Origin of the sequence: Streptomyces endophyticus (assembly GCF_035798155.1) — a bacterium.
In the GTDB taxonomy this organism is placed as follows: Bacteria; Actinomycetota; Actinomycetes; order Streptomycetales; family Streptomycetaceae; genus Streptomyces; species Streptomyces endophyticus.
The window spans coordinates 20,454-39,636 of the sequence record NZ_JAOZYC010000123.1 but is presented as its reverse complement, the minus strand read 5'-3'; the positions used below and the strand labels follow the sequence as shown (position 1 = coordinate 39,636).

The 19,183-nt window shown below is 71.3% G+C and carries 17 protein-coding genes; 10 read left to right on the top strand and 7 right to left on the bottom strand.

Going from position 1 to position 19,183, the window contains the following annotated elements; translation table 11 throughout:
- The first annotated feature begins 63 nt into the window (after positions 1–63).
- Positions 64–1,404 (top strand): MFS transporter, encoded by a 1,341-nt coding sequence (locus OKJ99_RS20130; RefSeq protein ID WP_326018232.1) that lies wholly within the window; start codon positions 64–66, stop codon positions 1,402–1,404.
- 340 nt (positions 1,405–1,744) lie between these two features.
- On the opposite strand, the gene OKJ99_RS20125 is transcribed toward OKJ99_RS20130, so the two are convergent.
- Positions 1,745–2,734 (bottom strand): aldo/keto reductase, encoded by a 990-nt coding sequence (locus tag OKJ99_RS20125; RefSeq protein ID WP_326018231.1) that lies wholly within the window; start codon positions 2,732–2,734, stop codon positions 1,745–1,747.
- A 30-nt stretch (positions 2,735–2,764) separates the two neighbouring features.
- Entirely contained in the window at positions 2,765–3,439 is a 675-nt protein-coding gene (locus OKJ99_RS20120) for an SGNH/GDSL hydrolase family protein (RefSeq protein ID WP_326018317.1), read from the bottom strand.
- 68 nt (positions 3,440–3,507) lie between these two features.
- Here OKJ99_RS20120 and OKJ99_RS20115 point away from each other — a divergent pair, with 68 nt between their 5' ends.
- Positions 3,508–4,506, top strand: coding sequence for a lactonase family protein (locus OKJ99_RS20115; protein WP_326018229.1), 999 nt, complete (start codon positions 3,508–3,510; stop codon positions 4,504–4,506).
- Between the two features lies 1 nt (position 4,507).
- Here OKJ99_RS20115 and OKJ99_RS20110 read toward each other — a convergent pair whose 3' ends face one another.
- Both OKJ99_RS20110 and OKJ99_RS20105 read right to left on the bottom strand, forming a co-directional pair.
- On the bottom strand, positions 4,508–4,918 hold the full coding sequence (locus OKJ99_RS20110; RefSeq protein WP_326018227.1) for a PPOX class F420-dependent oxidoreductase: 411 nt from the start codon (positions 4,916–4,918) through the stop codon (positions 4,508–4,510).
- Positions 4,919–4,949: 31 nt separating this feature from the next.
- Complete coding sequence (locus OKJ99_RS20105; RefSeq protein WP_326018224.1) at positions 4,950–5,729, bottom strand: TetR/AcrR family transcriptional regulator; 780 nt, start codon at positions 5,727–5,729, stop codon at positions 4,950–4,952.
- Positions 5,730–5,821: 92 nt separating this feature from the next.
- Here OKJ99_RS20105 and OKJ99_RS20100 point away from each other — a divergent pair, with 92 nt between their 5' ends.
- Both OKJ99_RS20100 and OKJ99_RS20095 read left to right on the top strand, forming a co-directional pair.
- On the top strand, positions 5,822–6,796 hold the full coding sequence (locus OKJ99_RS20100; RefSeq protein ID WP_407700727.1) for an ATP-binding cassette domain-containing protein: 975 nt from the start codon (positions 5,822–5,824) through the stop codon (positions 6,794–6,796).
- On the top strand, positions 6,796–7,596 hold the full coding sequence (locus OKJ99_RS20095; RefSeq protein ID WP_326018221.1) for an ABC transporter permease: 801 nt from the start codon (positions 6,796–6,798) through the stop codon (positions 7,594–7,596). Before OKJ99_RS20100 ends, OKJ99_RS20095 begins: the two co-directional genes overlap by 1 nt.
- Before the next feature lie 215 nt (positions 7,597–7,811).
- Here the strand turns inward: OKJ99_RS20095 and serC are convergent, their stop codons facing one another.
- Together serC and OKJ99_RS20085 are read right to left on the bottom strand one after the other, a co-directional pair.
- The gene (gene serC / locus OKJ99_RS20090) at positions 7,812–8,930 is read right to left on the bottom strand and encodes a phosphoserine transaminase (protein WP_326018219.1); all 1,119 of its coding nucleotides are present in this window, start codon (positions 8,928–8,930) and stop codon (positions 7,812–7,814) included.
- Positions 8,931–9,011: 81 nt separating this feature from the next.
- Positions 9,012–9,872 (bottom strand): LysR family transcriptional regulator, encoded by an 861-nt coding sequence (locus OKJ99_RS20085; protein ID WP_326018217.1) that lies wholly within the window; start codon positions 9,870–9,872, stop codon positions 9,012–9,014.
- 177 nt (positions 9,873–10,049) lie between these two features.
- Here OKJ99_RS20085 and OKJ99_RS20080 point away from each other — a divergent pair, with 177 nt between their 5' ends.
- A complete protein-coding gene (locus tag OKJ99_RS20080; protein WP_407700726.1) occupies positions 10,050–11,012 on the top strand; it encodes an EamA family transporter in 963 nt (320 codons plus the stop codon).
- A 9-nt stretch (positions 11,013–11,021) separates the two neighbouring features.
- Here the strand turns inward: OKJ99_RS20080 and OKJ99_RS20075 are convergent, their stop codons facing one another.
- Entirely contained in the window at positions 11,022–11,657 is a 636-nt protein-coding gene (locus tag OKJ99_RS20075; RefSeq protein ID WP_326018215.1) for a DUF4232 domain-containing protein, read from the bottom strand.
- Between the two features lie 306 nt (positions 11,658–11,963).
- On the opposite strand from OKJ99_RS20075, the gene OKJ99_RS20070 reads away from it, so the two are divergent.
- Genes OKJ99_RS20070 through OKJ99_RS20050 form a run of 5 tightly spaced genes read left to right on the top strand, consistent with a single transcriptional unit; the run spans position 11,964 to position 19,147 of the window.
- Positions 11,964–12,758 carry a TIGR03084 family metal-binding protein gene (locus OKJ99_RS20070; protein WP_326018213.1) on the top strand — a complete coding sequence of 265 codons (795 nt, stop codon included), beginning with the start codon at positions 11,964–11,966 and terminating at the stop codon, positions 12,756–12,758.
- Positions 12,755–14,518 carry an acyclic terpene utilization AtuA family protein gene (locus tag OKJ99_RS20065; RefSeq protein WP_326018211.1) on the top strand — a complete coding sequence of 588 codons (1,764 nt, stop codon included), beginning with the start codon at positions 12,755–12,757 and terminating at the stop codon, positions 14,516–14,518. Before OKJ99_RS20070 ends, OKJ99_RS20065 begins: the two co-directional genes overlap by 4 nt.
- Entirely contained in the window at positions 14,515–16,113 is a 1,599-nt protein-coding gene (locus tag OKJ99_RS20060; RefSeq protein ID WP_326018209.1) for an acyl-CoA carboxylase subunit beta, read from the top strand. The genes OKJ99_RS20065 and OKJ99_RS20060 overlap by 4 nt, the downstream gene beginning before the upstream one ends.
- Before the next feature lie 8 nt (positions 16,114–16,121).
- Complete coding sequence (locus tag OKJ99_RS20055; RefSeq protein WP_326018207.1) at positions 16,122–17,975, top strand: acetyl/propionyl/methylcrotonyl-CoA carboxylase subunit alpha; 1,854 nt, start codon at positions 16,122–16,124, stop codon at positions 17,973–17,975.
- Positions 17,972–19,147 carry an acyl-CoA dehydrogenase family protein gene (locus OKJ99_RS20050; protein WP_326018205.1) on the top strand — a complete coding sequence of 392 codons (1,176 nt, stop codon included), beginning with the start codon at positions 17,972–17,974 and terminating at the stop codon, positions 19,145–19,147. Before OKJ99_RS20055 ends, OKJ99_RS20050 begins: the two co-directional genes overlap by 4 nt.
- Positions 19,148–19,183: the final 36 nt, after the last annotated feature.

Genomic DNA, 19,183 nt, shown 5'->3' with positions numbered 1-19,183 from the left:
GCACGACCGAGTACGACGACCGAGCCGACGACGCAGGACGACCGCCGAGGAGGCGAACCCACTTTGAGTACGGGATCCGGAGCAGACTCCGCCCCCGCACCAGCCGCCCACAACCCGAACGCCCGCCCACGTAAGCCCTCGATGTTCGCCAGCCTGAAGGTACGCAACTACCGGCTGTTCGCGACCGGGGCCGTCGTCTCCAACACCGGCACCTGGATGGCCCGCATCACCCAGGACTGGCTGGTGCTCTCCCTCACGGGATCCTCCGCCGCCGTCGGCATCACGACGGCCATGCAGTTCCTCCCGATGCTGCTCTTCGGCCTGTACGGCGGTGTGATCGCCGACCGGTTCGCCAAGCGGAACCTGCTGTTCTGCACGCAGGGCGCGATGAGCCTCTCCGGCCTCTTCCTCGCGGCGCTCACCCTCACGGGCAACGTCCAGGTGTGGCACGTCTACCTCGCGGCCTTCTTCACGGGTCTCGTCACGGTCGTCGACAACCCGACCCGGCAGTCGTTCGTGTCCGAGATGGTCGGCCCCGACCAGGTCCGCAACGCGGTCTCCCTCAACTCGGCCAACTTCCAGTCCGCCCGCCTCATCGGCCCGGCCGTGGCCTCCGCGCTCACCGCCGCCGTCGGCCCCGGCTGGGCGTTCCTCGCCAACGGACTGTCCTTCCTCGCCCCGCTCACCGGCCTCATGCTCATGCGCACGCACGAGCTGCACGAGACCAAGCGCTCCCCGCGCGGCAAGGGCCAGCTGAAGGAGGGGCTGCGCTATGTGTCGCAGCACCCCGAGCTGATCTGGCCGATCGTCCTCGTCGGGTTCGTCGGCACCTTCGGCTTCAACTTCCCGATCTGGCTGAGCGCGTACGCGGACGACGTGTTCCACGGCGGGGTCGGCCAGTACGGCCTGTTCAACACGCTCATGGCGATCGGCTCGCTGGCCGGCGCGCTGCTCGCGGCCCGGCGCCGCTCGACCCGCCTGCGGGTCCTGGTCGGCGCGGCGATCGGCTTCGGTGTCCTGGAGGTCGCGGCGGCGTGGGCGCCGGACGTCTGGGTGTTCGCCCCGCTGATCGTGCTGCTCGGCATCCTCGGCCTGACGGTCAACGTGACCGCCAACTCCACGGTCCAGATGGGCACGGACCCGGAGATGCGGGGCCGTGTGATGGCCCTGTTCATGATGGTGTTCACCGGCGGTACGCCACTGGGCGGCCCGCTCTTCGGCTGGCTCGCCGACGAGTACGGGGTGCGGGTCAGCTTTGCCCTCGCCGGGGTGATCTGTGCGGCGGCGGCGGTCGGCGTCGGTCTGATGCTGGCGCGGGCGGCCAACCTCCGCCTGAAGGTGGATCTTCGGCGCGGTGAACGGCACGTGCAGTTCGTCCCGCGTGAGCTGGCGGCGGCGGCGTGAGCCGCGGGCGACCAAATCAAGCCCCGCTCTGGGACGAGAGCCAGCGGGGTCCGGGGCGGAGCCCCGAGGCGTCAGGCCCATCCGGCGTTGCGGTCTCGGGGCGCTGCCCCGGACCCCGCGCCTCAATCGCCGGCGGGGCTTGAAAGCCGGCGGGGCTTGAGGGCCGCGAGAAGGTCGCCGGATGGCTGTTCGCGGGGACGCGTTAGTCTCGTTGACGTGGACCCGAAGACCCGTAACCGGATCATGGCCGGTGTGCTCGTACTGATGTTCGTCGTCGTGGCTGTCGCGGCGGCCGTCGGCCAGTAGTCGACCGACAGCCGCCGCGTACCGGCAGGGCCTGTCACCAGGCGAAGGCCTCCGGCGACGGACCCGGACCCGGGAAGATCTCGTCCAGGCCGGACCGCACCTCCTCGCTCAGCTCCAGCTCGACCGCGCGCAGCGCCGAGTCCAGCTGCTCCTGCGTGCGCGGGCCGACGATCGGTCCCGTGATGCCGGGCCGGGTCAGCAGCCAGGCCAGCGCCGCCTCGCCGGGCTCGATCCCGTGCTTGTCCAGCAGATCCTCGTACCGCTGGACCTGCTCACGCACCTTCGTGTTCTCGAGCGCGGAGGCGGAGCGGCCCTGCGACCTGCGCTTGCCCTCGCTCTCCTTCTTGAGCACGCCACCGAGCAGGCCGCCGTGCAGCGGGGACCACGGGATGACGCCGAGGCCGTAGTCCTGCGCGGCCGGGATGACCTCCATCTCGGCGCGGCGCTCGGCGAGGTTGTAGAGGCACTGCTCGCTGACGAGGCCGACGCGGCCGTGCGCCTTGGCCAGCTCATTGGCCTGGGCGATCTTGTAGCCGGGGAAGTTGGAGGACCCGGCGTAGAGGATCTTGCCCTGTTGGATCAGCACGTCGATCGCCTGCCAGATCTCCTCGAAGGGAGTGCGGCGGTCGATGTGGTGGAACTGGTAGACGTCGATGTAGTCGGTCTGCAGCCGCTTGAGGCTGGCATCGACGGCGCGCCGGATGTTCACCGCGCTGAGCCGGTCGTGATTGGGCCAGACCGGCCCTTCGCCGCCCATGTTCCCGAACACCTTGGTGGCGAGCACGGTCTTGTCGCGCCGCTCGCCGCCCTTGGCGAACCAGGTGCCGATGATCTCCTCGGTGCGGCCCTTGTTCTCGCCCCACCCATAGACGTTCGCGGTGTCGAAGTAATTGATACCGCTGGCCTGCGCCGCGTCCATGATGGCGTGGCTGTCGGCCTCGTCGGTCTGCGGACCGAAGTTCATGGTGCCGAGGACGAGTCGGCTGACCTTGAGTCCCGTGCGTCCGAGCTGCGTGTACTTCATGGGTGTACAGCCAACGACCTGGAGTGCGCTCTAGGCAAGCGTGCGCGGGTCCAACGCTTCGTAGGGCCCGCCGATCCCCCACGCCTGATGCAGCGCGTCCGCGAAGGCCGACGCCAGCTTGTGCTCGCCGGAGGCGTTGGGGTGGGTGCCGTCGTACGTGTCGTGGTGGATGTCGTACGAGTCGGGGACGGACGCCAGCAGGAGCGGCGAGCGCGGCTCGTCCAGGTCCGCGACCGCCTTCGCCAGGAGGGTGTTGAAGTGGGCGACCTCCGCCGCGAAGGGGGCGTCCGTCTCGGCCCGGACGTTGGGGATCACGGGGAGCAGGACCATGCGGACGGCCGGGTTCGCGCGGCGGGCCCCGGCGACGAAGCGGCGCATGTTCTCCGCCGTCTGCTCGGCGTCGGTGTAGAAGCCGAGGTCGATCAGGCCGAGCGAGACGAGGAGGACGTCCGCGCGGGCGGCGGTCACCGCCTCCGCGATCGCGGGCGCCATGTGCTGCCAGCCCTCGCCCCACCCGGCGAGGTGGTGCTGCGGGAAGTCCGGGTCCGCGTACGCGTGGCTGTCGCCGTGCAGGGCGGTGCGGGGGCCGACCAGTGTGTGCGGGATCGCATGGGCGCGCAGGTGCTGCCAGAACCGCAGGCGCCAGGTGTGCTCCCCGGCGCTCCCAATGGTCATCGAGTCGCCGACCGGCATGAACCTGAGCATCCGCTCATCATCGTCGATCACGCCGGGTGCATGCGTGTGAGCCCCAACACGCCTGGCAAGCTTGGGGCATGCGTGCGTATGTGGGGGCGGCCGGGGTCGCCGCAGTCCTCCTTCTCGGCACGGCTTCCGGTCCCGCGGTCGCCGACTCCCGTTCCGTCGGCTCCGACGGGTTCACGATCCAGGACCCGCGGATCACCGAGTCCAGCGGCCTGGCCGCCTCGCGCGCCCACCCCGGCGTCTACTGGACGCACAACGACAGCGACGACGGCGCGTTCCTGTACGCGATCGACGGCCGTACCGGGAAGACGGTCGCCACGATCACGATGACCGGCGTCGGCTCCCCGCGCGACGTCGAGGCGATCTCGATCGGGCCCGACGGGAACATCTACGTGGGCGACATCGGCGACAACCTCGGCGGCAAGTGGGACCACGTGTGGATCTACAAGCTGCCCGAGCCGAAGAAGCTCGCCGACCAGACGGTGCGGGCCACGCAGTACGACGTGAAGTACGCGGACGGCCCGCGCAACGCCGAGGCGATGATGGTCCATCCGAAGACGGGCCGCGTGTACATCGTGGAGAAGGGCGACGACGGCGGCGGCCTGTACGAGGGCCCGGCCACGCTGAACGCCTCCGCCACCAACACCTTCCGGCGCATCGCCGACATCGACCTGTGGGCGACGGACGGCGCGTTCTCGCCCGACGGGAAACAGCTCGCCGTACGCGGCTACTTCGGCGGCGTCTCGTACAAGTGGAACGGCGGGAAGCCCGAGCGGCAGGGCCAGTTGAGCGTGCCGATGCAGCCGCAGGGCGAGTCGGTGACGTATACCCCGGACGGAAAGACCCTGCTGTACGGGAGTGAAGGGCGGGGCAGCGAGGTGGAGCCCGTGGAGGTCGAGGGCGCGGGTGATTCCGGCGACGGCTCGAACTCGCCCTCCGATCAGGGTGGTTCGGGCGGAGATGGCGGCGGCAGCGCCTTCACCGGCAAGGCCGGCGCGGTCGGTGCCGGCGTCGTCCTCATCCTGCTGTTCGGAATCGGAAGGCTGCTCCGCCGCCCGAAGAACCGCTGAACTACTCGCCCAGCACGCGCACTTCGTAGTGCAGCGTCCGGTCTCGCCGCACCTTGTGGGTGAGCGGCACCGTGAAGCCGTGCAGGACCGGGTACTTGCGGCGGATCAGCGAGGCCGCGTGCCGGGCCTCGTCGCTGCCCTGGTCGAGCAGCCGGACCCGCCCCTTGATCGGTGGGCCGGTGGGCGCGCCGCGCACGGTGGACGGCGCGAACTCGACCTCCGGGTTGTTGCGCATCCGCTTGACCTTCCAGGCCTTGCCGAAGGTCCGGATGTACGCGTGGTCGCCCTCGACCGCGATGTTCACGGGGGTGCCGACGCCGGTGCCGTCCTTCTTGTGAGTGGTGAGCAGGACGGCGTACTGCTTGACGAACGGGGCGAGCGCGGGGCTCGGATCGGGCTTGTCTGTCGTCATACGTCCATGGACGCACCGCTCCGGCGTTCTGTCACCTCTTGGCGCGCGCCGCGACGAGAACGTCGAGCCCGTCCAGGATCCGCTGGAGCCCGAACTCGAAGTGGTCGAAGCCGGAGGCGAACGTGTCCTCGGACAGGGACGCCATCACGGGGTAGTGCCCACTGGCCATCGCGGCCTCCAGGGTGGGGCTCTGCGCCGCCCAGAACGCGGCGTCCGTCATGCCCGACGTCGTCTCCGCCTCCTCCTCGTAGATGCGGGTGCGGGCGACCCCCGACACATACCCGTCGACCATGATCAGGACGGAGAGCAGCTCCGGATCGGCAAGGCCCATGGGCTTGATGAGGGCCATCATCTTCTCCATGGCGGACAGGGCGCCGGGGCCGAGCACGGGCCGGGCCTGGTTGACCTGGAGCAGCCAGGGGTGGCGCCGGTAGAGCGCGAGGGTCTCGCGGGCCATCGTGGCGACGGCGTCCCGCCACGTCCCGTCGCCGAGTGCGGCCGGGTCCTCGTGCGGGGTCTGCACCCGGTCGAGCATCAGGTCGAGCAGCTCGGCCTTGCCGGGCACGTACCGGTACAGCGACATGGTGCCGGTGCCCAGGTCGGTGGCGAGCCGGCGCATCGAGACGGCGCCGATCCCCTCGGCGTCCGCGACCTCGACCGCGGCCTCGACGATCCGGTCGAGCGAGAGCGTGGGCTTCGGCCCCCGGCTCGGCCGTGCCCCCGTGCCCCACAGCAACTCCATGCTGCGCCGGATGTCGCCGCTGCCGGAGGTCTCGGCGCTGCTGTTCGTGCCCTGGGTGCCGCTGGTCATGAGGCTCAGCGTAAACCTCTGGCGAAAAACTGAGTACGATGTACTCTGATTTGGGTACGGCGTACTCAGTTTGTGGAGGGGTGGGTATTCCGATGGCGACGGGCGGAGGAGGAGCCGTGACCGACGGGGATCGCGATGACGCGGTGCGGGCCGAGGGGCTCGTGAAGCGGTACGGAAGCAAGCACGCGCTCGACGGGTTCGACCTGACGGTGCGGCGCGGCACGGTGCACGGCCTGCTCGGGCCGAACGGGGCGGGCAAGACGACCGCCGTGCGCGTGCTCAGTACGTTGCTGAGGTTCGACGGGGGCCGGGCCGAGGTCGGCGGGGTGGACGTGGCCTCCCGGGCGCGTGAGGTGCGCCGCCGTATCGGGCTCACCGGTCAGTACGCGGCGGTGGACGAGGTGCTCACGGGGCGGCAGAACCTGGAGATGTTCGGTCGGCTCTTCCACCTCGGCGGACGCCGGGCGAGGGCGCGGGCGGCCGAACTGCTCGGCCAGTTCGGGCTCGCGGACGCGGGCGACAAGGGCGTCGGCGAGTACAGCGGCGGCATGCGGCGCCGGCTCGACCTGGCAGCGTCCATGATCCTCACCCCGGACGTGCTGTTCCTGGACGAACCGACGACCGGGCTCGACCCGCGGGGCCGTGGCGAGGTCTGGGAGAGCGTCAGGGAGTTGGTGGCGGCGGGCACGACCGTGCTGTTGACCACCCAGTATCTGGAGGAGGCCGACAGGCTGGCCTCGCGGATCACCGTCATCGACCAGGGGCGGGCCATCGCCGATGACACCCCCGAGGGGCTCAAGCGGTCCTTCGGCGGTGACCGGGTCGAGGTCGTGGTGGCGGAGTCGGTCGATCTGCCGCGCGCCGCGAAGATCCTCGCCAGGAGCGGCGTCGAACCGGTTGTCGACGAGGAGGCGCTGCGGGTGCACGCGCCGGTGGACGACCGGGTCGCCGCGCTCACGGACGCGGCGCGGGCGCTCCAGGACGAGGGCGTGGCGGTCGAGGACATAGGGCTGCGCAGGCCGAGCCTCGACGATGTGTTTCTTCAGCTGACGGGGAGGGCCGCGTGATGAGTGGCGGTACGGCTGTGTACTGGGCGGTGGCCGACTGTTGGAACGTGGTGCGCAGGGGGCTCACGCACTACCAGCGTCAACCGGTCAACATCGCCTGGCAGTTGGGCTTCCCGATCCTGTCGGTGCTGCTGTACGGGTATGTCTTCGGCAGCGCGATGGTGGTGCCGGGCGGTGGGGACTACCGGGACTTCCTGATGCCGGGGATGTTCGCGATGACGATGGCGTTCGGCTTCATCAACACGGCGACGCTCGTGGTGCACGACGCGGAGAAGGGGGTCATCGACCGGTTCCGCTCGATGCCGATGGCGCCGTCGGCGGTGGTGTCGGGGCGCGGGGTGACGGATCTGCTGGTCGCCTGCGCGGAGTTGGCGATCCTGATGCTGACGGCCCTGGCGATCGGCTGGCGCCCGGACGGCGGGGTCGTGGGCGGGCTTGCCGCGTTCGCGCTGCTGCTGTGGCTGCGGTTCGCGCTGATCTGGCTGGGGGTGTGGCTCGGTCTGCTGGTTCCCAACCCGGAGGCGGCGGGCGGTCTTTTCGCGGTCGCCTTCCCGCTGACGATGATCTCCAGCATCTTCGTCGCGCCGCAACTGATGCCGGATTGGCTGGGGGTGGTCGCGGCGTGGAACCCGATCTCTTCGACGGTCGCGGCGTCGCGGGAGTTGTTCGGGACGCCGGTCGGGGCGGGGGGATCGTGGATTGAGCAGCACGCGGTACTGATGGCTGTGGTGTGGCCGGTGGTGCTTACAGTGGTGTTTGTGCCGCTTGCCGTCCGGCGGTTCCAGCGGCTGAGCCGTTGACCGGCACCGTGGTTGCGGTCACGGGGCTCCGCCCCGGACCCCGCTGCTCAATCGCCGCAGGGGCTTAAATGGCTCAACCGGCGCGGAGGCTGATCGGCTCAATCGGCCGCGGGGGTGAATGAATCAAGCGCCGGCGGGGCTTGAATTATCAAGCCCCGCCGGCGATTGAGGCGCGGGGTTCGGGGCGGAGCCCCGAGGCCGTAACGCCGGGTGGGTCAGAGTTGGCCGATGACGTGGTCGATGCACGCGGTGAGTGCCTGGACGTCGGCCGGGTCGATCGCCGGGAACATCGCCACGCGGAGCTGATTGCGGCCCAGCTTGCGGTAGGGCTCCGTGTCGACGATGCCGTTGGCGCGCAGCACCTTGGCGACGGCCGCCGCGTCGATGCTGTCGTCGAAGTCGATCGTGCCGATGACCTGCGAGCGCTTCGCCGCGTCGGTGACGAACGGCGTCGCGTGCTTCGACTCCTCGGCCCACGAGTACAGACGCGAGGACGAGTCCTTCGTGCGGGCCGTGGACCAGGCGAGGCCGCCCTGGCCGTTGATCCAGTCCAGCTGCTCGGCGAGCAGGAAGAGCGTGGAGAGCGCCGGGGTGTTGTACGTCTGGTTCTTGCGGGAGTTGTCGATCGCCGTCGGCAGCGAGAAGAACTCCGGGACGTGGCGGCCGGACGCGTGGATGCGCTCGGCGCGCTCGATCGCGGCGGGGGAGAAGATGCCGATCCACAGGCCGCCGTCGGAGGCGAAGGACTTCTGCGGGGCGAAGTAGTAGACGTCGGTCTCGGAGACGTCGACGGGGAGGCCGCCGGCGCCGGAGGTGGCGTCCACGAGGACGAGCGAACCGGAATCCGCACCGGCCACGCGCTTGATCGGCGCCGCGACGCCGGTCGAGGTCTCGTTGTGGGTCAGGCCGTAGACGTCGACACCGGCCTCGGCGACCGGCTCCGGGTGCGTGCCCGGGTCGGAGGCGATGACGGTCGGCTCGGCCAGCCAGGGGGCGAGCTTCGAGGCCTTCGCGAACTTGGAGGAGAACTCGCCGAAGTTCAGGTGCTGCGACTTGTTCTCGATCAGGCCGTGCGTCGCCACGTCCCAGAACGCGGTGGAGCCGCCGTTGCCGAGGATGACCTCGTAGCCCTCGGGGAGGGAGAAGAGGTCCTTGACGCCGTCGCGTACGCGACCGACGAGGTTCTTCACGGGCGCCTGGCGGTGTGAGGTGCCCATGAGGGAGGTACCGGTGGCGGCCAGGGCGTCCAACGCCTCCGTACGCACCTTGGAGGGGCCAGCGCCGAAACGTCCGTCGGCGGGCTTGATGTCAGCGGGAATCTGGATCTCAGCCACGAAATGGAGGGTAGCCGGTGGGGTTTCGCCGACCGCAAGGTGTTCGGTGGGTGAGATGCCCCGTCTCGCCCACCGTTGCGGCTACGGGCCCGCGATCTCGTGGGCCAGTGCGATCAGGGCCAGGGCCGCCGGGTGGCCGGGGCCCTGGCGGCGGGCCAGCAGGACGGGGAGGTCGGGGGCGTCCGTGAGGGGCACGTAGCTGACGCCGGGGTGCGGGTGCAGGTCCGCGGTCGCCGCCGAGGTCACGCCCACCGCCCGTTCCGCGGCGATCGCGGCGAGCCAGTCGTCGGTATTGGCGACGGTGAGGCTCGCGGTGGGCCGGACGGCGGGTGGCCACAGGGCGAGGGAGGTCGTGCCGGAGACGGTGTTCAGGGCGATCACCTGGCCGCTGAGATCGGCGAGTGCCAGGCGCGGGCGGCGGGCGAGCGCGCCGTCCGATGGCACCGCGGCGACCCGCGCCTCCTCGTGCAGCAGCTCGGTGATCAGGCCGGGCGTCTCGACCGGGCCGCGCAGCACGGCGAGGTCGACGGCGCCGCGGGCGAGGCCCGCCGTGCGGTCGTCGATGCGCAGCAGTTCCAGCGGTACGTCCGGGTGGGCCTGGCGCCAGCGGCGCAGCAGCGGTGTGGTGAACGCGCCCGCGGCCGACCAGGCGTGGCCGAGGCGCAGCGGGCGGTGCGGGGTCCGGGCGGCGGCGAGCGCGTCCTCGAACGCGGTGACGGCGACGGCCGCCTTCTCGTGGAACGAGTGGCCCTCGGGGGTGAGGTCGAGGTGGTGGGTGGAGCGGTCGACGAGCCGCACGCCGAGCGCGTCCTCCAGGGCCGCGAGCGTGCGCGAGACGACGGGCTGGGTGAGGCGCAGCCGGACGGCGGCGCGGGTGACGCTGCGCTCCTCGGCGATCGCGAGGAAACAGCGCAGGTGGCGCAGCTCCGGTTCCCTGGTCATGTGCGTGGAGCATAACGGGGGCGCATTGCGCATTTCACGGGGCATGCCGGGCGGATCTAGCGTGAAGCGTTACCTCGGCCTCCCCGTTCATCAGGATGGCCTGTAGCGTCTAATACATTGCACTGCTCGTCGCAGTGCACGTCAGAGAATCGCATGGCACTCAGAGAGGGGTGGACCGTGAGCGGCCCGCAGACCGAACCCGTGGCCGTGGCGCACGATGTCGCCCCGGCCGTGACCGCGAGCACGGGCGCGGAGCCGTCGCGCCGCCGCGGCTCGCTGGGCCCGGTCGGCCTCGTCCTCGCGGGGTGCATCTCGGTGCAGTTCGGCGCGGCGCTCGCGGTGAGCCTGATGCCGCGCGCCGGAGCGATCGGCGTCGTCACCCTCCGCCTCGTCGTGGCGGCCGTGGTCATGCTCGTCGTCTGCCGCCCCAAGCTGCGCGGCCACTCGCGCGCCGACTGGGGCACGGTCCTCGCCTTCGGCATCGCCATGGGCGGCATGAACCTGCTCTTCTACCAGGCCGCGGCCCGGATCCCGCTCGGCATCGCGGTCACCTTCGAGGTGCTCGGACCGCTCGCCCTCTCCGTCTTCGCCTCCCGCCGCCTCGTCAACGTCCTGTGGGCGGGGCTCGCGCTGTGCGGCGTGTTCCTGCTCGGCGGGGCGGGGGGCGGGCTCGGCAGTCTGAACCTGGCCGGTGTGGGCTTCGCGGTCGCGGCCGGCGCCTGCTGGGCGACGTACATCATCTTCAGTGCCCGCACGGGCCGCCGCTTCCCGCAGGCCGACGGGCTCGCGCTCGCGATGGTGGTCGCGGCGGTGCTCTGTCTGCCGCTCGGCATCGCGACGGCGGGCCCGAAGCTGATCGACCCGGTGACCCTCGGCCTCGGCGCGGCCGTCGCGGTCATGTCCTCGGTCCTCCCGTACACCCTCGAACTCGTCGCCCTGCGCCGCCTTCCCGCGTCCACGTTCGCGGTGATGATGAGCCTCGAACCGGCGGTCGCGGCGCTCTCCGGCTTCCTCGTCCTGAGCCAGGACCTGGCCTGGGCGGAGGTCCTGGCCATCACCCTGGTGATCGCGGCGAGCATGGGTGCGGTGCGGACGCAGGTGGGGCGGAAGAAGGACCCCGCCGTCGTCCTGCACGAGTGACGGGCGCCGTCACTGCTTGCCGGTGCCGACCGGGTCGACGGTGACCTTGAGCTCCGTGTCGGGGGAGACCGGGAGGTTGATGCCGACCTTCAGGTTCGTGGAGTGGGTCTCGTTCGGGGGCGTGATGTCGAGGGACGTGACGTCCACGCCGGAGCCGCCGGAGGTGTTCGGCGGGTAGTGGACGGTGAAGCGGGTCGTCTCGCCGTTGCCCAGGACGACGCTCGGCGACGCGAGGTTGCTGCGGTGGGCGCTCAGCGGCCCGGAGGCCTCCTCGGAGCGGAGGTCGACGCCCGGGAAGCCCTTGAGCGAGCAGGCGTCGCCGGTGTTCTTCATGCTGACTATGAGCGTGCCCTCGCCCATGCCGTGCGCCGAGCCGAACGCCAGGTTCGCCGTCTTGCACGGGCCGGTGTTGATCTGCCCGTGGCCGGTGCCCTCGGCGGCGTCCGCCGCGGCCGTCTTCTCGCCGGTGTCCGAGGCGTTCTTGCCGGAGGCCTGGGAGTCGCCGCCGGAGGACGACGAGGACGAGGAGGCGGCGGACGAGTCGTCGTTCGTGCCGGCGGCGGAGTCCTCGTTGCCCTGGCAGGCGGTGAGCGAGAGGCCCGCGGCGAGGGCGACGGCGGCGAGGGTGAGCTTGCGAGCACGCATGGTTTTCGTCCTTGAGTCGTAGGTCGGTAACCCGTAGTCGGTTCGGGTTACTGATCATCAGGACCCGCCCGGGCCGCGGATCGTTCCGCCCGACCGCCGCCTTGTACATGCCTGTTACACACGACTGTTCCGCCGTCACCGCCGGGACAGGCCCGTGACATGGGGGATCTTGAACTCGGGCGGCCATACGGCTATTTCGCGCGCGCCGATCGGCTCGATTTCCATGCAAGCACGCTTGCTTGTTTCTTGGCCCCCTGCCATGCTCCGAGCACGCCGCACACCGCCGTGCCCGGAGGGGAGCGCACCGTGTCCGAACCGTCCGCCGTGTTCGAGGACTTGCGGGACGAGAGCGAGGAACTCGACCAGCTCGTACGGGAGTTGAGCCCGGCACAGTGGGCCGCCCCGACACCCGCACCCCGCTGGACCGTCGCCCACCAGATCGCCCATCTCGCCTGGACCGACCGCGCCGCCCTGCTCGCCATGAGCGACGCCGACGCCTTCGCGGGCGAGGTACAGAAGGCGATCGCGGCGCCGGAGTCCTTCGTCGACGAAGGCGCCGAGGACGGCGTCCGCCAGGGCCCGGCCGCGCTGCTCGCCGGCTGGCGGGAGGGGCGCGAGCGGTTGCAGAAGGTGCTGCGGGCCGCCGCGGCCGACAAGACCCGGTTCCCCTGGTACGGGCCGCCGATGTCCGCCGCCTCCATGGCGACCGGCCGGCTGATGGAGACGTGGGCGCACGGTCAGGACGTGGCCGACGCGCTCGGTGTCGTACGGGCGCCCAGCGACCGGCTCCGGCACGTCGCCCGGATCGGCGTACGCGCCCGGAGGTTCGCCTTCGACGTGCACGGGGTCACCGCTCCGGACGACGAGTTCCGCGTCGAACTCGTGGCACCGAGCGGCGAGTTGTGGGCCTACGGTCCCGAGGATGCCGCGCAGCGGGTCACTGGTACCGCCGTCGGCTTCTGCCTCCTCGTCACCCAGCGCGCGCACCGCGCCGACCTCGACGTACGCGCAGAGGGCCCCGACGCCGACCGCTGGCTCGACATCGCGCAGGCCTTCGCCGGGCCACCAGGGAAGGGCCGCGCGCCGAAGGAGGCCCGATGAGCAGGCCCCCGCTGAGGGTCGGCAACGCCTCCGGCTTCTACGGCGACCGGTTCGACGCCATGAAGGAGATGCTGACCGGCGGCGAACTCGACGTCCTCACCGGCGACTACCTCGCCGAGCTGACCATGCTGATCCTCGGCCGCGACCGCCTGAAGGACCCGAACCGCGGCTATGCCCGCACGTTCCTGCGGCAGTTGGAGGACTGCCTCGGGCTCGCCGTCGAGCGGGGCGTACGCCTCGTGGCCAACGCCGGTGGGCTCAACCCGGCCGGACTCGCCGTGGAGATACGGGAGTTGGCGGGGCGGCTCGGCGTCGACGCGCGGGTCGCCCACGTCGAGGGCGACGACCTGCTCGGCACCGGCCGGTTCCCCGGCGCCCTCACCGCCAACGCCTACCTCGGCGGCTCCGGCATCACCGCCTGCCTCGACGCGGGCGCCGACATCGTGGTCACCGGGCGTGTCACCGACGCCGCGCTGGTGACCGGGCCCGCCGCCTGGCACTTCGGCTGGGCGGGGGACGATTACGACCGGCTCGCGGGGGCCGTCGTCGCCGGGCATGTCCTCGAATGCGGGACGCAGGCGACCGGCGGGAACTACTCCCGGTTCGCCGACCGCGCAGGGCAGTTGGGCCGCCCCGGCTTCCCCCTCGCCGAGATCCACGAGGACGGCTCCGCCGTCATCACCAAACACCCCGGCACCGGCGGCTTCGTCGAACTCGGCACCGTCACCGAACAGCTCCTGTACGAGACCGGGGGCGCCCGGTACGCCGGTCCCGACGTCACCGCCCGCCTCGACACCGTCCGCCTGGAACCGGACGGGCCCGACCGCGTGCGCATCCACGGCGTACGCGGCGAGGCCCCACCGCCCACCCTCAAGGTCGGGCTCAACCGGCTCGGCGGGTACCGGAACGAGGTCGTCTTCGTGCTCACCGGCCTGGACATCGAGGCCAAGGCGGAGCTGGTGCGGGAGCAGCTGGAGGACGCGCTGCGGGGCGCCAAGTCGGCCCCTGCGCACGTCCGTTGGGAGCTGTCCCGCACCGACAGGCCCGACGCCGACACCGAGGAGACGGCGAGCGCGCTGCTCCGCCTCGTCGTGCGCGACCAGAACCAGGAGGCCGTCGGGCGGGCGCTGAGCGGCGCCGCGGTGGAACTGGCCCTCGCCTCCTACCCCGGCTTCCACGTCACGGCGCCGCCCGGCAAGGGCTCCCCGTACGGCGTGTTCGAGGCGGCGTACGTGGAGCGCGAGGAGGTGCCGCACGTCGCGGTGCTGCCGGACGGGGAGCGGCGGCGGATCCCCGCACCGTCGGGCCCCGCGCGCCCCCTGGCGGCGGTGGCCGACCCACCTCTCCCGCCACCCCTCCCACCGGGCCCGACGCGCCGCGCACCCCTCGGCCTGGTCGCGGGCGCGCGCAGCGGGGACAAGGGGGGCGACGCGAATGTGGGGGTGTGGGTGGAGAGCGATGCGGCGTGGCGGTGGCTGGTCCACACGCTGACGGTGGAGCGCTTCCGTGAACTCGTACCGGAGACAAATCAAGCCCCGCTCTGGGACGAGAGCCAGCGGGGCTCGGGGCAGAGCCCCGCAACCGCAAGCCCATTGCCCGTAACAAGGCACCCGCTTCCCCACCTCCGCGCACTCAACTTCCACCTCACCGGCATCCTCGGCGACGGCGTCGCCGCACAACACCGGTTCGACCCGCAGGGCAAGGGCCTCGCCGAATGGCTCCGCTCCCGCCACCTCGACATACCGGAGGCACTGCTGTGACCGCCCTGGCCAGCGCCCTGGACACCCGGTCCGACGACTACGCCGGCCGGCGCACCGCCCTCCTCGGCAAACTCACGGCGCTCGACACCGAGCACGCGAAGGCCGTCGCAGGCGGCGGCGAGAAGTACGTCGAACGGCACCGGAAGCGCGGCAAGTTGCTCGCCCGTGAGCGCATCGAGCTGCTCGTCGACCCCGACACCCCGTTCCTCGAACTCTCTCCCCTCGCCGCCTGGGGCAGCGACTACGCCGTCGGCGGCTCGCTCGTCACCGGCATCGGCGTCGTCGAGGGCGTCGAGTGCCTGATCACCGCCAACGACCCGACCGTGCGCGGCGGCGCCAGCAACCCGTGGTCCCTGAAGAAGGCGCTGCGGGCCAACGAGATCGCCCACGCCAACCGGCTCCCGGCGATCTCGCTCGTCGAGTCCGGCGGCGCCGATCTCCCCTCCCAGAAGGAGATCTTCATCCCCGGCGGCGGGATCTTCCGCGACATCACGCGGCTCTCGGCCGCCGGGATCCCCACCGTCGCCGTCGTCTTCGGCAACTCCACCGCCGGAGGCGCGTACATCCCCGGCATGTCCGATCACGTGATCATGGTGAAGGAGAAGGCGAAGGTCTTCCTCGGCGGACCGCCGCTGGTCAAGATGGCGACGGGCGAGAAGAGCGACGACGAGTCGCTGGGCGGCGCCGAGATGCACGCCCGCACCTCCGGGCTCGCCGACTACTTCGCGCTCGACGAGCAGGACGCGATCCGCCGGGCCCGCCGTGTCGTCGCCCGCCTCAACCACCGCAAGGCGCACGCCGATCCGGCCCCGGCGGCCCCGCCGACGTACGACCCCGAGGAACTCCTCGGCATCGTCCCCGACGATCTGAAGGAGCCGTTCGACCCGCGCGAGGTCATCGCCCGGATCGTCGACGGCTCGGACTTCGACGAGTTCAAGCCGCTGTACGGGGCGTCGCTCGTCACCGGTTGGGCCGAGCTTCACGGATACCCCGTCGGCATTCTCGCCAACGCCCAGGGCGTTCTCTTCAGCGAGGAGTCGCAGAAGGCCGCGCAGTTCATCCAGCTCGCCAACCAGCGCGACATCCCGCTGCTCTTCCTCCACAACACCACCGGCTACATGGTCGGCAAGGAGTACGAGCAGGGCGGCATCATCAAACACGGCTCGATGATGATCAATGCCGTCTCCAATTCGCGCGTTCCGCACCTCTCCGTGCTGATGGGCGCCTCCTACGGCGCCGGGCACTACGGCATGTGCGGGCGCGCCTACGACCCCCGTTTCCTCTTCGCCTGGCCCAGCGCCAAGTCCGCCGTCATGGGGCCGCAGCAGCTCGCGGGCGTGCTCTCGATCGTGGCCAGGCAGTCCGCCACCGCGAAGGGGCAGCCGTACGACGAAGAGGCCGACGCCGGGCTCCGCGCCATGGTCGAGCAGCAGATCGAGGCCGAGTCGCTGCCGATGTTCCTGTCCGGGCGGCTCTACGACGACGGGGTCATCGACCCCCGCGACACCCGGACCGTCCTCGGCATCTGCCTGTCCGCGATCCACACCGCACCGTACGAGGGCGCCCGCGGCGGCTTCGGCGTCTTCCGGATGTGAGGCCCGTCATGATCAGTTCCATTCTTGTGGCCAACCGCGGCGAGATCGCCTGCCGCGTCTTCCGCACCTGCCGTGACCTCGGTATCCGTACGGTCGCCGTGCACTCGGACCCGGACGCCGACGCCCTCCACGTCCGCGAGGCCGACCTCGCCGTACGCCTCCCGGGCGCCACGCCCGCCGACACCTACCTGCGCGCCGACCTCGTCGTGAAGGCCGCTCTCGACGCGGGCGCCGACGCCGTCCACCCCGGCTACGGCTTCCTCTCCGAGAACGCGGCGTTCGCGCGCGCCGTCACCGACGCCGGGCTCGTCTGGATCGGGCCGCCGCCCGAGGCGATCGAGGCGATGGCGTCCAAGACGCGCGCCAAAGAGCTGATGGGCGTCGCGCCGCTCACCGACATCGGTGCCGGTGACCTTCCGGTGCTGGTCAAGGCTGCCGCTGGTGGTGGCGGGCGCGGTATGCGGGTCGTTCGGGAAATCGGCGACCTGGCTCAGGAGATCGTTGCTGCCGGGGCCGAGGCGCTCTCCGCCTTCGGTGACGGTGAGGTCTTCGTCGAGCCGTACGTGCAGGGCGGGCGCCACGTCGAGGTGCAGGTGCTCGCCGACGCGCACGGCACCGTGTGGACGCTCGGCACGCGCGACTGCTCGCTCCAGCGACGCCACCAGAAGGTCGTCGAGGAGGCGCCCGCCCCAGGGCTCACGGAACACGTCACGGCCCGCGTGTACGAGCTGGCCGAGCACGCCGTGCGCGCCACCGGCTACATCGGCGCCGGAACCGTCGAGTTCCTCGTGGCGGACGGCGACACCGCGCACTTCCTGGAGATGAACACCCGCCTCCAGGTGGAACACCCGGTCACCGAGGCCGTGTTCGGGATCGACCTCGTCGCGCTCCAGCTCCGGGTCGCCGAGGGCGAGGCCCTCGACCCCGAACCCCCGAGCCCGCGCGGCCACGCCGTCGAGGCCCGCCTCTACGCGGAGGACCCCGCCGCCTCCTTCGCCCCGCAGACCGGCACGCTCCACCGCCTCGCCGTCCCCGGCAGCGTCCGCCTCGACACCGGTTACACCGACGGCGACACCATCGGCGTGCACTACGACGCCATGCTCGCCAAGGTCGTCGCCCACGCACCCACCCGCACCGCCGCCGTCCGCGCCCTCGCCGGGGCCCTGGAACGCGCCGAGGTGCACGGCCCGGTCACCAACCGGGACCTGCTCGTACGCTCCCTGCGCCACCCGGAGTTCACCGACGGGCGCATGGACACCGGGTTCTACGAGCGCCATCTCGACGAGCTGACGGCCCCGGCCCCGGACCCGTACGCGCCACTCGCCGCCGCCCTGGCCACCGCCCGCCACCACCGGTTCGGCGGCTTCCGCAACGTGCCCTCGCAGCCCCAGCTGAGGCGCTACCGCACCGAACCGGACGGCACCGAGCACGAGGTCCGCTACCGGCACACCCGCGAAGGGCTCGAAGCCGACGGAGTGCGGGTGGTGCACGCCGCACCGGACCGCGTCGTCCTCGAAGTCGGCGGCGTACGGCGGAAGTACGCCGTCGCCACCTACGGAGACCGCGTCCACGTCAACGGCGCCGCCCTCGCCGCCCTGCCCCGCTTCACCGACCCCAGCGAGCAGCGGGCTCCCGGCTCCCTGCTCGCGCCCATGCCCGGCACCGTCGTCCGCGTCGCCGAAGGGCTGACCGAAGGCGCCGCCGTCACCGCAGGGCAGCCCCTGATCTGGCTGGAGGCGATGAAGATGGAGCACCGCATCCTCGCTCCCGCCTCCGGAACGCTCACCGCCCTGCACGCCGCCGTCGGCCGCCAGGTCGAGGTGGGCGCGCTGCTCGCCGTAGTCCAGGAGGAACAGTCGTGAACGCTCCCGCCGCTCCCGTCCTCGAAACCGAAGAGCACCAGGCTCTGCGCGCCGCCGTCGCCGCACTCGGCAAGCGGTTCGGCCGCGACTACATGGCCCGCGTCACCGCCGCCGAGGGGCACCCGGAGGAGCTGTGGGCGGAGGCCGCGAAGCTCGGCTACCTCGGCGTCAACCTGCCCGAGGAGTACGGGGGAGGGGGCGGCGGAATAGCGGAACTCTCCATCGTTCTGGAGGAGTTGGGGGCCGCCGGGTCGCCGCTGCTGATGATGGTCGTATCGCCCGCGATCTGCGGCACGGTCATCTCCCGCTTCGGCACCGAGGAGCAGAAGCGGGCCTGGCTCCCCGGCCTCGCCGACGGCAGCCGCACCATGGCCTTCGGCATCACCGAACCCGACGCCGGATCCAACTCGCACCGCATCACCACCACCGCCCGCAAGGACGACGACGGCTCGTGGGTGCTGAATGGGCGGAAGGTCTTCATCTCCGGCGTCGACATCGCGGACGCGACGCTGATCGTCGGCCGCACCTCCGACGCCCGCACCGGCAAGCTCAAGCCCTGCCTGTTCATCGTCCCCCGCGACGCCCCCGGCTTCGGGCGGCGCCGGATCGACATGGAACTCCAGGCTCCGGAGAAGCAGTTCGAACTGACCCTTGACGACGTGCGGCTGCCCGCCGACGCTCTCGTGGGTGACGAGGACGCAGGACTGCTCCAGCTCTTCGCCGGGCTCAATCCGGAGCGCGTCATGACCGCCGCCTTCGCCATAGGCATGGGCAGGTACGCGCTGAAGCGGGCCGTCGAGTACGCCAAGGAACGCACCGTGTGGCAGGCCCCCATCGGCTCCCACCAGGCCGTCGCCCATCCGCTCGCGCAGATCCACATCGAGCTGGAGCTGGCCCGCCTGATGATGCAGAAGGCGGCCCGGCTCTACGACGCGGGCGACGACATCGGCGCCGGAGAGGCCGCCAACATGGCCAAGTACGCCGCCGCCGAGGCCTGTGTGCGCGCCGTCGACCAGGCCGTGCACACGCTCGGCGGCAACGGCCTCACCCGCGAGTTCGGCCTCGCCTCGCTCATCGTCGGCTCACGGGTGGCGCGCATCGCCCCGGTCAGCCGGGAAATGATCCTCAACTACGTGTCCCACCAGAGCTTGGGTCTCCCCAAGTCGTACTGAGGCCGCACGAACCCAACTGCCGCTCTTCAGCGAGGA